At 65.9% G+C, this 13987-nt stretch carries 12 protein-coding genes and 1 tRNA gene; 9 read left to right on the plus strand and 4 right to left on the minus strand.

Going from position 1 to position 13987, the window contains the following annotated elements:
• Nucleotides 1-95: 95 nt before the first annotated feature.
• Together NA11_RS17865 and NA11_RS17870 are read left to right on the plus strand one after the other, a co-directional pair.
• Nucleotides 96-1319 carry an acyl-CoA dehydrogenase family protein gene (locus NA11_RS17865; RefSeq protein WP_069163079.1) on the plus strand — a complete coding sequence of 408 codons (1224 nt, stop codon included), beginning with the start codon at nt 96-98 and terminating at the stop codon, nt 1317-1319.
• Nucleotides 1316-2755, plus strand: coding sequence for an LLM class flavin-dependent oxidoreductase (locus NA11_RS17870; RefSeq protein WP_069163049.1), 1440 nt, complete (start codon nt 1316-1318; stop codon nt 2753-2755). Before NA11_RS17865 ends, NA11_RS17870 begins: the two co-directional genes overlap by 4 nt.
• A 36-nt stretch (nt 2756-2791) precedes the next feature.
• Here the strand turns inward: NA11_RS17870 and msrC are convergent, their stop codons facing one another.
• Nucleotides 2792-3274, minus strand: a complete 483-nt coding sequence (gene msrC, locus NA11_RS17875) for a free L-methionine (R)-S-oxide reductase MsrC (RefSeq protein WP_069163080.1) — start codon at nt 3272-3274, stop codon at nt 2792-2794.
• A gap of 97 nt (nt 3275-3371) precedes the next feature.
• Between msrC and NA11_RS17880 the strand changes: the two genes are divergently transcribed.
• From NA11_RS17880 to NA11_RS17905, 6 genes are all read left to right on the plus strand, one after another.
• Nucleotides 3372-4757, plus strand: a complete 1386-nt coding sequence (locus tag NA11_RS17880) for a styrene monooxygenase/indole monooxygenase family protein (protein WP_069163050.1) — start codon at nt 3372-3374, stop codon at nt 4755-4757.
• Nucleotides 4758-4905: 148 nt separating this feature from the next.
• Nucleotides 4906-6021 (plus strand): dimethylsulfone monooxygenase SfnG, encoded by a 1116-nt coding sequence (gene sfnG / locus NA11_RS17885; protein ID WP_069163051.1) that lies wholly within the window; start codon nt 4906-4908, stop codon nt 6019-6021.
• On the plus strand, nt 6021-7271 hold the full coding sequence (locus tag NA11_RS17890) for an SfnB family sulfur acquisition oxidoreductase (RefSeq protein ID WP_069163052.1): 1251 nt from the start codon (nt 6021-6023) through the stop codon (nt 7269-7271). The genes sfnG and NA11_RS17890 overlap by 1 nt, the downstream gene beginning before the upstream one ends.
• Before the next feature lie 47 nt (nt 7272-7318).
• Nucleotides 7319-7834, plus strand: coding sequence for an NADPH-dependent FMN reductase (locus NA11_RS17895; protein WP_069163053.1), 516 nt, complete (start codon nt 7319-7321; stop codon nt 7832-7834).
• Nucleotides 7827-8351 (plus strand): flavin reductase family protein, encoded by a 525-nt coding sequence (locus NA11_RS17900; RefSeq protein WP_069163054.1) that lies wholly within the window; start codon nt 7827-7829, stop codon nt 8349-8351. Before NA11_RS17895 ends, NA11_RS17900 begins: the two co-directional genes overlap by 8 nt.
• Before the next feature lie 255 nt (nt 8352-8606).
• Nucleotides 8607-9737, plus strand: a complete 1131-nt coding sequence (locus NA11_RS17905; RefSeq protein ID WP_069163081.1) for a methyltransferase — start codon at nt 8607-8609, stop codon at nt 9735-9737.
• A 45-nt stretch (nt 9738-9782) separates the two neighbouring features.
• Here NA11_RS17905 and NA11_RS17910 read toward each other — a convergent pair whose 3' ends face one another.
• The 3 genes from NA11_RS17910 to NA11_RS44845 form a co-directional block, all read right to left on the minus strand.
• Nucleotides 9783-11216, minus strand: coding sequence for an alpha/beta hydrolase (locus tag NA11_RS17910; RefSeq protein WP_069163055.1), 1434 nt, complete (start codon nt 11214-11216; stop codon nt 9783-9785).
• Between the two features lie 126 nt (nt 11217-11342).
• Nucleotides 11343-11416, minus strand: a tRNA-Gly gene (locus NA11_RS17915).
• Between the two features lie 400 nt (nt 11417-11816).
• Entirely contained in the window at nt 11817-12623 is an 807-nt protein-coding gene (locus NA11_RS44845) for a hypothetical protein (protein ID WP_141717673.1), read from the minus strand.
• A gap of 676 nt (nt 12624-13299) precedes the next feature.
• Between NA11_RS44845 and NA11_RS17920 the strand changes: the two genes are divergently transcribed.
• Entirely contained in the window at nt 13300-13911 is a 612-nt protein-coding gene (locus NA11_RS17920) for a 2'-5' RNA ligase family protein (protein WP_069163056.1), read from the plus strand.
• Nucleotides 13912-13987: the final 76 nt, after the last annotated feature.

The raw sequence follows: 13987 nt of genomic DNA on the forward strand, positions 1-13987 counted from the left end.
TCCTTCGGCGTCCGTAGCGAGACCCGCCGACCACTATTTCGATCGCACTGCGCGCAACCCGTGAGCTGATTCGCGGGGTGCGCGATCGTGGGGCGATGACATCCATCGAGGCCAAAGCCGTCACAGATTCCGACCTGGATGCGGTCTTCGGACCGATCTTCGAGCGCATCGCGCAGGGGGCGGTGGAGCGGGAGATCGATCGACGGCTGCCGTTCGAGGAGGTGGGGTGGCTGCGCGAGGCGAAGTTCGGCGCCCTGCGGGTGCCGGTGGAGTTCGGCGGGTACGGGGTCAGCGTGCGGCAGTTGTTCCGGCTGCTGATCGGGCTGGCGGCGGCCGAGTCGAATCTGCCGCAGGCCCTGCGGGTGCATTTCTCGTTCGTCGAGGATCAGCTGCTCGCCGAGCCGGGCCCGAGCCGCGAGCAGTGGTTGCGCGCGGTGGCCGACGGCACGCTGGTCGGCAATGCGATCACCGAGCCGGGGGTCGGCGCGGTTGATCGCTATCGAACCAGGTTGACCAGGGACGGGGATCGTTGGCTGCTCAACGGGGTGAAGTACTACAGCACCGGATCGCTGTACGCGGACCACATTCTGGCCGCGGCGGATCGCGACGGTGAGCGGGTCGGCGTGCTGGTGGACGCGAAGGCCGACGGCGTGCGTCAGCACGACGACTGGGACGGTTTCGGACAGCGCCTGACCGCAAGTGGCACTACGGAATTCACCGATGTGGTGGTGGCCGACGAGCGCATCCTCGGCCCCGGCTACGGCGCGCCTGGCCCGACCTACGGCACGTCCTATCTGCAGCTTGTCCAGCTCGCGGTACTCGCAGGCATCGCGCGGCGGGCTGAGCAGGATGCCAGGGAATGGGTGGCAGGCCGCACCCGCAGCTACTCGCATTCGGCCGCGGCGCTGCCGCGCCAGGATCCGTTGGTGCAGCAGGTGATCGGTCGCCTGTCGGCCGCGGCGTTCGCCGCCGAGGCGAGCGTGCTCGCGGTCGCCGACGTGCTCGACGAGGTGCTCGCAGGCGCGGCAAAGGACGAAAAGTTGCTGGTGGCAGCCGAACTCGCCGCCGCGCAGGCCCAGCTCGCCGTGATCGATCTGGTGCTGCCTGCCACCTCGCTGCTTTTCGAGGTCGGCGGCGCGTCGGTCGTCTCGGAGCGGCAGCGGTTGGACCGGCACTGGCGCAACGCCCGCACCATCTCGGTGCACAACCCGGCCATCCAAAAGGCAAGGGCGATCGGCGATCACCTGCTCAACGGCGCCGACCTGCCGTTCGCCTGGAGCGCAGGCGAACACAAACCAACGGACGGAGCCACCGCATGACCCGCCGTATTCGCTTCAACGCCTTCGACATGAACTGCGTCGCCCACCAGTCGCCGGGACTGTGGCGGCATCCGGACGACCAGTCGCATCGGTACAAGGAGCTGAGCTACTGGACCGATCTGGCAAAACTGTTGGAGCATGGGCATTTCGACGGCATCTTCATCGCCGATGTGCTCGGCACCTACGACGTCTACGGCGGCACCGATATCGCCGCGCTGCGCCAGGGCGCGCAGATCCCGGTGGCCGATCCGCTGCTGCTCGTTTCGGCCATGGCGGCGGTGACCGAACATCTCGGCTTCGGCATCACCACCGGCACCGGTTTCGAGCACCCCTTCCCGTTCGCGCGCCGCCTGTCCACGCTCGACCACCTGACCAACGGGCGCATCGGCTGGAACGTGGTGACCGGCTACTTGCCCTCGGCGGCACGGAATTTCGGTGCGGCCGACCAGCTGGACCACGACGAGCGCTACAACCAGGCCGACGAGTATCTCGAGGTGCTCTACAAGCTGTGGGAAGGGTCGTGGGAGGACGACGCCGTGGTTCGCGATGCGGCGCAGGGCATCTACGTGGATCCGGCGAAGGTGCACCACATCGGCCACCGCGGCAAGCATTTCACGGTGCCTGGCATCCACCTTTCCGAGCCGTCACCGCAGCGAACGCCGGTGATCTATCAGGCGGGCGCCTCGACGCGCGGCGTGCGTTTCGCCGCCGAGAACGCCGAGGCCATCTTCATCGCGGCACCGTCGAAACGATTACTCGCCCAGACGGTTTCCCGGATTCGAGACGCGCTGGTCGCGGCGGGCCGGGACCGGTATTCGGCCAGGATCTACGCGCTGGCGACCATCATCACCGACGCCACCGACGAGGCGGCGCGGCACAAACACGAGGAGTACCTGTCCTACGCCAGTGTCGAGGGCGGCCTGGTCTTCATGTCCGGCTGGATGGGCATCGACCTGTCGACCTATGACCTGGACGATCCGATCGGGCAGGTGGAGAGCAACGCGATTCAGTCCGCCGTCGCCGCCTTCCAGGAGTTCGACGACGACGGCGGCCGCGAGTGGACGGTGCGCGACATCGGGCAGTGGGCAGGCATCGGCGGCATGGGGCCGGTGTTCGTCGGATCCGGTGCGACCGTGGCGGATCTGCTCCAGGAATGGGTCGATGACACCGACCTCGACGGCTTCAACCTGGCATACGCGGTCACGCCTGGTTCGTTCGAAGACGTTGTCCGCCATGTCGTTCCGGTCCTGGCCGCCCGCGGGGCGTACGCCACCGAGTACGTGCCAGGCACGCTGCGCAACGCCCTGTTCGGCGCCGGGGACCGACTGCCGGACGAGCACCGCGGTGCTCGATACCGCATCGGCGCAGCCGGATCCACGGTGCTACCCGACGAGGTTTCGCGTCCGGGAGCGGTTGTCCAGACGCCGCACGCCTGAGATGCGGCGAACACCCCAGCGGTGTTCGCCGCAACCTCAGAGTGCTGCGAGGAAGGCCCGCGCGACGGATTCCAGACCGTGCTGGTCGATGGCATCGAACCGGTCCGGCTTCGGACTGTCGAGATCGAAGACGCCGATGAGTTCGCCGTTGTGCACCAACGGAACAACCACTTCCGAGCGAGTGTCACCGTCGCACGCGATATGGCCGGGAAATGCCTGCACGTCGGGCACCACTTGGGTTTCCCTGGCCTGCGCCGCGGTCCCACAGACGCCCTTTCCGAGGGCGATACGGACGCACGCCGGTTTGCCTTGGAATGGGCCGACCACGAGTTCGTGTCCGTCATAGAAATAGAACCCGACCCAATTCAGGTCGGGCAGCGCGTGGAAAACCAGCGACGCGAGGTTGGCGGCGTTGGCGACTCGGTCGCGCTCGCCTGCCACCAGCGCTTCGGCCTGCGCGGCGAGCTGCTGGTACTGCTCGGTCCGGTCTCCGGTCAGATCGGCAACGGTGAACGACATGCGCCGAATGGTACGCCAGGGGAAACGCCGGTTCTTCCATTGATTCTCGCTGATCGCAACACTCACGAGGGCCGCGGCACAGTTGCAGGATCCCAGCATGACAACGCAGAATTCCGTTCCCCGTTCCACCCGTTCGGCCGCGGTAATCGGCGCAGGCCAAACCGGCGTCACTGCGGCTCTAGGTCTGCTCGACGCAGGATTCGAGGTGACCCTCTACAGCGACCGCGATCAACGCAGCCTGCGCGATGACGTGCCTGCCACCGGCACCGCGCTCGAATTCGGTGTGACCCAGCAGTCCGAGTCGGCGCTCGGCCTCGACACCTACACCGGCAGGGCGCCGAGGCACACCGGGCTCAGCGTCCGCATCGCCGGACCGGACCGTGCCGAATTGATCCAGTTCGACGGCCATTTCGACGGATACGTCGGCGTCGCCGTCGACACCCGCCTGAAGGCCGACGAGCGACTGACCGCCTTCCAGGAGCGTGGCGGCCGCTTCGTGGTGGAGCCGGTGACCCCGGAAGTCCTCGACACCATCGCGGCGGCCAACGATCTCACCCTGGTCGCCACGGGCAAGGGCGGACTGTCCGACCTGTTCGCGATCGACACCGCGCGCACCCCCTACGACGCGCCGCAGCGCTCGCTGCTCACTGTCACCGTGACCGGAATCGGTTACGACAAGGATGTTTTCGCGCATCGCAGCCCGGCGGGCGGCGCGCACAGCGGCTTCTCCATCTTTGCCGAGCAGGGCGAGGCATGGTGGGGCCCTTACCTGCACAAGGACGCCGGGCCGAGCTGGGCTTTCCTCGGCTGGGCCCGTCCAGGCAGTGAGTGGGAAACCCGTTTCGCCGCAGCGGATTCCGCCGAGTCCGCGCACCGGATCGTGCAGGACCTGTACCGCGACTTCATCGATTGGGACCTGCCGGAGGTGCTCGCCACCCAGGTGATCGCCGATGACCCGCATTCCTGGCTGAAAGGCGCGGTGCGGCCGGTGGTTCGGTCCGCCGTCGGCCACACCACCGGCGGGCACGTGGTCGCCTCGCTCGGCGACACCGCGATCGCCTACGACCCGATCGCGGGCCAGGGCGCACAGAGCGGGCTCATCCAGGCGCAGCGGCTGGTCGCGGCCGCCGCCGTGCACGAGGGTCCGTTCGACGACAGCTGGTTCAACGCGCGGTACGCGGAGTTCCTCGCCGTGCGCGGTGATGCCGCGAACAAGGTGACCAGGCTGTTCCTCGGCGATCCGGAACTGGCCGAGATCGGCGGGCAGCTGTTCGCGGCCGCGAGCGTCGATCCGAGGTTCGCTGCCGCCCTGGTCGGTCTGCTGCACCACCCGCAGCCGTTCCTCGAGGTCGATTCGCTCGAAGCGGCCAATGCGTTCATTACCCGCATTACCGGCGAGGACGCGGCGGCTCTGCTCGGACGCTTCGCGCCTGCGGGCAAGTTCGCCAGGTCCACCTTCGCCGACACCCTCGCCACCGCCTGAAACCCCGACCACTCCAGCACGGCGATCCGATCGCACAGATTCAAACCCTCGTGCCGGCCGGAGCGCGGTGCTGGAGTGGGAGGAGATCGACTGCCACCCCTCGGCTACCCCGAAAGCCACCGGCTACCCCCGAAAGCATGGAGCAGCTATGACCACGGAGCAGATTGCCGACCAGATCCGATTCGCCTACTGGGTGCCCAATGTCAGCGGGGGGCTGGTCACCAGCGATATCGAACAGCGCACGGGCTGGGACTTCGAGTACAACAAGAAGCTGGCGCAGACCGCGGAGCGCAACGGCTTCGACTACGCCCTCTCGCAGGTGCGCTACACCGCCTCCTACGGCGCCGAATTCCAGCACGAGTCCACCTCGTTCAGCCTCGCGCTGCTCGGCGCGACCGAGCGGCTGAAGGTGATCGCGGCCATCCACCCCGGCCTGTGGCATCCGGCGGTGCTCGCGAAATTCGGCGCGACCGCCGATCACCTGTCCAACGGCCGGTTCGCCATCAACGTCGTCTCCGGCTGGTTCGCCGGTGAGTTCACCGCGCTCGGCGAGCCGTGGCTCGAGCACGACGAAAGGTACCGGCGCAGTGCCGAATTCCTCGAGGTGATCCGCAAGATCTGGACCGAGGACAACGTGAACTACGGCGGCGACTTCTACCGGATCCGCGACTTCACGCTCAAGCCGAAGCCGCTCAACACCGCCGAACGCCCGAATCCCGAACTGTTCCAGGGTGGTAACTCGACGGCGGCCCGCCGCAACGGTGGCCGCCACGCCGACTGGTACTTCTCCAACGGCAAGGACTTCGACGGTGTCACCGAGCAGCTCGACGATCTGCGTGCGGTCGCTCGCCAGCACGAGCGCGAGGTGAAGTTCGGCCTGAACGGCTTCATCATCGCCCGCGACACCGAGAAGGAAGCGCGGGACACGCTGCGCGAGATTGTCGAGAAGGCGAACAAGCCTGCGGTGGAAGGATTCCGGGACGCCGTGCAGCAGGCGGGTGCGTCCACCAAGGACCGCAAGGGCATGTGGGCGGATTCCACCTTCGAGGATCTCGTGCAGTACAACGACGGCTTCCGCACCCAGCTGATCGGTACGCCGGAACAGGTGGCAGAGCGCATCGTCGCCTACAAGGAGCTCGGCGTCGATCTGATCCTCGGCGGCTTCCTGCACTTTCAGGAGGAGATCGAGTACTTCGGCGCGAAAGTGCTTCCGCTGGTTCGGGAGTTGGAGGCCGCGCGACGGCCGGTCGCGGCGGCGAGCTGATGACACTCTCGGAGGCTGCGGCGCGTCCCGCCGCGGCTGACCGGATCACCTCGGCCGCGCAAGCGTTTTCGGTTGCGGCACACCTTGCGGCCGACTTCGCGTCGGGAGCTGCCGCGCGGGACCGCGGTCGGATACTGCCGCGCGAGGAGATCGAACGGCTTGCGGCGAGTGGGCTGCTCGCGATCACGGTGCCCGCCGAGTACGGCGGCGCCGACCTGCCGCCGAGCGCGGTGGCCGAGGTGGTGCGCATTCTCGCGACCGCCGATCCGAACATCGCGCAGATTCCGCACAGCCACTTCGTGTACGTGAACCTGGTGCGGCTGGCCGGTTCGGCGGCACAGCGGGAGCGGTACTTCGCCGGCGTGCTCGACGGTGGACAGATCGCCAACGCCCAGTCCGAGCGGAGCGGCGCGACCGTCGCCGAGATCGCCACCACGGTGCGACCGGTGGGCGACCGGTTCCGCATCGACGGGCGCAAGTTCTATTGCACGGGTTCGTTGTTCGCGAATCTGCTCGCGGTGCTCACCGTGCTCGATGACCCCGAGCAGCACAGTGGACTGGCGGCAGGGGAGTACATCGCCTATCTCCCCGCGACCGCGCCCGGTGTGCGGATCATCGACGACTGGAACGGCATCGGTCAGCGCACCACCGGCAGCGGCACCGTCTCCTTCGAGGAGGTGCTTGTCGAGCGTGACCAGTTGATCCCGCGCGCCGCGGCGGTGCGCGCGCCCACCGCCTACGGTGCGTTCGCGCAACTGCTGCATGTCGCGATCGATGCGGGCATCGCGCGCGGGGCGCTCACGGCCGCAACGGAGTTCGTGCGCACGACGAGCAGGCCGTGGTTCGAAGCCGGCGTCACCGAGGCGATCGATGATCCGTTGCTGATCCAACGATTCGGTGAGCTGGCGGTCGCGGTCACGGCCGCCGAAGCGACGCTCGGCGCGGCAGGCGCCGCTGTGGACGCGGCTACCGACGCTGGGGCGCCGCACCAGCGGACCGAGGAGCTGGCCGCCAAGGCGTCGCTCGCGGTCGCTGCGGCCAAGGTGCTCGCCGATCAGGCGGCGAACGAGGTGTCCAGCGCATTGTTCGAAGTGAGCGGCACCCGCAGTGCCGCAGCGGATCTCAACCTGCATCACTTCTGGCGCAATGCCCGCACCCATACGCTGCACGACCCGATTCGGTGGAAGTACCAGCACATCGGTCGTGCGCAGTTGCACGGCACCGCGCCGCCGTTGCACGGCGTGATCTGACCGGCCCGCCGGTCGAACCGCAGGTTAGTGAAAAGGATACGAAAACAGTGACAGTGACCGTGGTAGTCGGCAATCCGAAGCCCGCTTCGCGCACCTTGACGGCGGCCACGCTGGTCGCGCGGGGTCTGCGTCCCGACGTGGAGCCGACGGTGATCGACCTGGTCGAGTTCGGCGCAGGCCTGCTCGGCTGGGGTGACCCGGCGGTGACCGCGGCGGTGCGCACCGTATCCGCTTCGGAGCTGGTCGTTTTCGCCAGTCCGACCTTCAAAGCCACCTACACCGGACTGTTGAAACTTTTCCTGGAACAGTTCGACGGAGGCACCGGGCTGGCCGGCGTCCTCGGCGTCCCGGTGATGCTCGGCGCGGGCCCGGTGCACGCATTGGCACCGGATCTGTTGCTCAAGCCGGTGCTCGTCGAGCTGGGCGCCACCGCGGCGCTACCCGGTCTTTACCTGTCGGACAGGTCATTTCAGGAGGACGGTGTGATCGACCGCTACACTGGACGCTGGCGTCCCGTGGCCGGGGCACTCGCGAGCAGCGTACAGGCGGGGAATCATGCATGAGCTCTTCGAATTTCCGGCCGATGGCGGCGGCCTGCGCCGTGCCTTCGCCAACTTTCCGAGCGGCGTCGTCGCGGTATGCGCCGAAATCGACGGCACCCAACACGGTCTCGCGGTAAGCACCTTCGTGCCCGTCTCGCTCGACCCGCCACTGGTGTCGTTCTGTGTGCAGAACTCGTCCTCGACCTGGCCCAAGCTCCGCGGCGCGAGCCACCTCGGGCTCAGCCTGCTCGGCACCGATCAGCAGGACGCCGCCCGCACGCTCGGCGCCCGCAACGGTGACCGATTCCGCGGCACCGAAGTGCACCGCGGCACCGGCGACGCGCTGTTCATCGACGGCGCGTCCGCCTGGATCGAAGGCGTGCCTGAGGTGCATGTTCCCGCGGGCGATCACGCGGTGGTCATTCTGCGCATCCATCGCATCGCCACGCGCACCGATGTCGATCCGCTGGTGTTCCACGGCAGCAGATTCCGTCGACTCCACGCCGACGTGCGGGAACGCAGGGATCTCGCCGGGTAGCGATGCTGTTGTGGCCCAACGGTGTTGGGCGCGGCACTGACCGGTGGGCGCCCGACCTGGGGCGCCATCGGCGCTGGTCGACGCATATGGGACACTATGGGGAAGCTATTCGGAAGGGTCGGTCATGACGTTGGGCATGGTTCTCGGTGACGTTTCCTCGCGCACTTCGACGCGGGCGCTGTAACACCCACCCTTCACACCTCCTCGTCGCGGTGCACTCCGTGTCCCCGCATGCCCGACCACGAGGAGTACCTCATGTCCACAATGAGCTGGACCGAAGCCGACACCGTCCGATCCGCGCCATGGCATTCGGAGAGCGCGACACCGGTGCCGACCCGGATCATGGTGGCCGACGACCGGATGACCGCCGAAAACGCGTACCGCCTGGCCTGTGAAGGCACCGCGCTGCTGTGGCGCGGCGACTATCACAACGGCCGTCAGCTGCTGCAGGCGATGAGCCGTCGCGTCGACCGGAAAGCTACGGGGCCCGCCGACACTGCGGCCGAAACCTTCCGGCTGCAGCGCCGGGCCCGCAATCATCGGGCCCGCGTGCTCGGCAAGCTGCTCGTGCAGCTCGAGGACGACCACGGGCTCGCGTTGCGCCGCGCACCGGACGTGCGCAAGGCGTGCGACGACGTCTACGGACCAGGGCACGAGCCCATGCTCATCGCGCTCACCGAACTGCTCGGTGTGCTCGGCGCGGCACAGTGGCGGGAAAAAGGCGTCGCGATACCGGCGCTCGACGCCACCATTCACCCGCACTACGGCGTGTTCTCCCCGGTTCGGGGCGAGTACATCGATCTCGTCGCCCGCGCTCCGCTGCCGATGCCCGGCGGCGTCGCCTTCGACCTCGGCACCGGCACCGGCGTGCTGGCGGCCGTGCTTGCCCGCCGCGGCGTCGAGCGCATCGTGGCCACCGACGACAGCCCGCGCGCCCTGGCCTGCGCCCGCGACAACATCGACCGGCTCGACCTCGGCCGAACCGTCGAGATCGTCGGCCCCGCCCTCTATCCCGAGGGCCGCGCCGACCTTGTCGTCTGTAATCCGCCGTGGCTGCCCGCGCGACCGACCTCCGCGCTCGAGCACGGCGTCTACGACCTGGACAGTGCCATGCTGCACGGTTTCCTCGGCGGTCTGGCCGCCCACCTGAACCCGGGCGGCGAGGGGTGGTTGATCCTGTCCGACCTGGCTGAACATCTGGGGCTGCGCACCCGCGACGACCTACTAACCATGATCACCGCCGCACGCCTGCGCATCATCGACAAAACCGACACCACCCCGCACCACCCGCGCACCAAGGACACCACCGACCCACTGCACGCCGCCCGCGCCGCCGAAACCACCTCGCTCTGGCGGCTCACCCCGTTGCGGCGAGTCGGCTCTTGAACGCCGGAAAGCCCGATCCGGCATACGGATCGGGCTTCCCCTGAGTCATGCTGCAGGACAGCGTGTTCCAGGGATGGTCAGGTCGATGAGGTAGTCATCGGCCGCCTTGGTAGTGCATGGCGAGCGGTCGTAGATGCCGTGGCCGTGGCCCTCGTAGGTGAGGAGGGTGGCACGAGGCGTGTTCTTCTCGACCCCGCGTGCCCATTCGTGCGGAGTGGCCGGATCATGCAGTGAGCCGAGGATCAGCACGGGCGGGCCATCGGTGATCTGTGGCAGGTGCGGCGGGTTCGGTGCGGCGATCGGCCAACCGGAGCACAGCGAGCCTGCGCCCCAGGCGAAGTGTGCACGCAGTGTGCCCGCGCCCGCGTTCTGTTCGCGCCACAGGCTCGTCCACTGGTCTTGGTCGGCGATGTCGAAACGCCAGTCGGAGCAGGCGATGATTTCCGGCATCGGCGCCGGTGTGCCCTGCAGTCGCGGCGTGGCCTGCGGCAGTTGGCTGCCTGCGGGTTGGTCGGCCAGCCCGCGCAGTTCCGTTGCCAGCCTGGACCATTCGGGCTTGTACAACCGTTGGATGACCGTAGCGCTCAGGTCGAACGGTCCCAGCGGCTTGCTGGTATCAGCGACACTGCGGAGTTCACCGCGCGCGGCTTTGGCATACGTATCGTCGAAGATCCGTCGGACATCCGCGCCATGCAGCACGCACTGTTCGTCACGTGCACACCAGGATACGAACTCGCCGAAGGTATCCGCGGCCGCGCGCGCCTCAGTGGCCATGAATGCGCGGCCATCCAGACTGTGATCGTCCACGCTGTCGAGCACCACCGCCCGCAGACTCTTCGGGAACAACTCCGCATACGCCTGCGCAGGCATCGTCCCGTAAGACCTGCTGTACACACTGATCTGGTCGACTCCCAACGCCGCCCGCACCGCGTCCACATCCCGGGCCACGCTCACCGCATCGAGATGGTCCATCAACGGCCCGGTGTACTGGCGGCAGCTCGCCGCGAGATCCCGTGCATAAGAACGAACTTCATCGATCCGCCCACCCAAATCCGGCACCAGATTCGGCCGGTACCCCACCAGACCCGCATCGCACTGCACCGGATGACTCCGCTTCACCCCACGCGGATCAAGACTGACGATATCGAACCGCTTCCGCAGCTCCGCCGAAAACTTTCCCCCTTTGACGATTTCATCCACACCCGAACCGCCAGGCCCGCCTGGCAACGAAACCAAAGTCCCGACCTTGCCCGCCTGATCGTCGGCCCGATCCCGCACCACGGCGACCTCGATCTTCGCTCCCGTCGGATCGGCCCAATCCACCGGTACACGGACCGTCCCACAGTCGAACGCCGCATTCTCCACGCACGGCTGCCAACTCACCCCCGGCGCGGACCGCGCCTCAGACGAACAGGCCCCGAGCACTCCCGAACACAGCCCAACGGCCAGCACCGCAGCCAAACCACGCCGAATAACCATGCCCGAATAGTCGATCCCCACCCCACCCCACCACATCCCCCCGCCGAGCCACCCGCCCTAACACCCCAGTACTGCCGCGAACACAAAAAAGACCCTGACCAGCAACTACGGTCAGGGTCTTCGTCGTGGAGCCGATGACGGGAATCGAACCCGCGCTGTCTGCTTGGGAAGCAGAAGTTCTACCATTGAACTACATCGGCAGCCGTATCAGAGATACCTCCGAGACTTTAGCAGACCCTGCTCCGACCCGGGAAAACTCCAGGTAGCTCCCTCTGACCTTCATCATTCCGTGCGGGATGTCAGTCGCGAACAGTGCGGAAGCCCTTCCGGGATCAGTCGGTTCGGGTCGTTCGCGGGAGGCTCGAACGGTCTCGTTCGCCTCGAATTTCCCAGCCGATCGGGGGCATTGCACCTCGCCGACGCCGGATCAGGCTCCAACATCTCTTGGTAGCGCCGCCGCAGCCGAGAGGCGTCGCCAGACGGTAGTCGTCGCCTTCAAGTCGCGAGCGCGTCTTGTAGGCGGGCGTGTCGTCTTCGCCTTGTGTTGTGCCATTTGCATTGCACGGCAAAGAGTTCGGTGGTCAGCTGGTGCACGCTAGTTCAGATGTATTCAGCGCAGAACCACTGTCGCCAACTCGGCGAGCCACCGTGTGTGCTTCCCTTCGGACAGGCCATCTCAGGCTGAGAAATAGCACTGACAATCTTCAGCATCTCGTGAAATCTCGGTGAATTTGGGCTTGTGCAGTCCACGATGAAAGCAAGTATCTTATCGTCAGCCAGATTGGCGGCAACACAACCGCCTATTTGAGGGATGGCTGATAGGCAATACTTCGAGGCGCCGACCGGCAGCCAACCTGTTGTTCCTTGAGAATCGCTCTGATTATCGCACTGCTCGGATGTGTCTCTGATCCGTACGAGTGTAGTCGTTGCATTTGCAGCAGAACACGGCACTTCTCTGGGGAGGGTCACGTATGAATACCTATTGCCATCCCATGCCATGATGCCGTCCCAGCATGCTCCGGGGCGCATTGTGCGGAGCACGCTCTCAACTTGGCTTTGTGGAACTGTGTGTGGGATGGCGGTCGGCCGCGGTGTTGTGGGCATAGTGATGTCCGACGAGCCGCCGAGTCGGTTGAGAAAGAATGCGATCACGGCCACGGCCAGTGCCGTGGCAACGAATATGAAGCCACTGCTCATGCCTGATGAGCCGCTGTCCAGTGGCCGGGCGTACACCGCTGGTTCTTCTTCTGCCACGTATTTTTCTGCCCTGATTAGTGCGGCAGACGAGTATGGATAATCGGTAAGTTTGTGTAGGTCGCGGATAACAGTGAGAGGGTTTCCGCCTTCATCGATTAGGAGGCGTGCCATGTGCTTGATGGTCTCCTTGTGGACTTCCTCCGTAAACATAGAACCAACTTTGTCCCGCGCAAGGTAGCTGGTCACGGCGGATCGGAAACTATCCTTTGCTGTCTGGTAATTGGGACCGTACTGTGACACATCTTCCCCAGTTTATAATCAGTGGCAATCTATTCGGGCGAACTTCAGCGAACTTCGCTTGCGATCGCTTCTATCGCACTTCTGTGCGTAGTCGGAGGTCGAGCCCTCCTCGGTGAATATAATGACCCATCGATTGTGAAGTATATGCGCGATTTGGGACGATGTGTGATGTTCGCATGAATATCAAGCCCTCTAGACCGGGCGTCTATTACGCGTGTGCTTATGGTGTGTGTGGAGACGATGGCGGACGGTATCATTCTGATCCGGCGATATGACATGACGTCATGAAGGAATTTGATCCTCTAGATCGGATGCAGGGCCTCCGTGAGAACAATTATTCGGCGTTTCGCCGCGTCAATGGAATTACATTCAGTGGTGCCAGCGAGCATGCGTTGCCGATCGCGTTGCCGAGGGGCTTCGGCTGCGCGCCCCTTGCGGGGGTTTGAGCATGTCGGTTCCCGTCTCGCTCGTGCGGCGCATGGAGCCTGCCATGCTGTTGTCTTGCGCACCGTGGATATTCACCTGACTCCGCGCGGAGGGCGCTCGTCCGGCGGGGGTGTGGGTGTGCACCATAGGATCGGTGCCCGTGCGGAATTTCTTCGACTCGCCTCATCTCGACTGGCCGCAGCTGCGTGGGTCGCTGCATGTGTATGTTCTGCCGGATCCTGGGTTCTGTGCGGCGGTGCAGTCTGTGGTGGATGCGGTGGGGGCGTTCGATGGGTGTGCTGCGGTGATACCGCGCTGGCAGCATGCGACGGTGACGCGAATTCCGTGGTGGCGCAGCGAAGTCGGCGAGGATGCGCTCGAACGGTTCGGTGCGGCGCTTGCGGCTGTCGCGGCGGACACGACCGCGTTCGGGATCCCGATGCAGGGCCCGTGGCTGCATGAATACGGCGTCGGGGTCGCCGCACCTGAAGACGCGCAATGGAAACGGCTGTATACCGCGACCCGTGACGCGGCTGTGCGGGTGTTCGGTGCCGAGCGCGCGCTGCCGGCTCCGCCGCCGATGCCGCATGTGTCGCTCGGCTACGGCATCGCCGAACGTGACTCCGCCTCGCTGGCGCAGGCACTCTCGACGATCGATACGCCCGCGACGCTGACCGTCGATGCTCTGCACTTTCTGTCGGTCGATGTGGACATCGAGGGGGGCAGTTTTACGTGGGATGCTCTTTCTTCGCATACCGTAGGGCCGTCGTAAAGACCGACGCCCGCGCAACATGATTCGATGGGCGTGCGATGAACGGTTGCGGGGAGAAAAAGCTGTGAGGACGATG

Source organism: Nocardia altamirensis NBRC 108246 (assembly GCF_001612685.1).
Taxonomy (GTDB): domain Bacteria; phylum Actinomycetota; class Actinomycetes; order Mycobacteriales; family Mycobacteriaceae; genus Nocardia; species Nocardia altamirensis.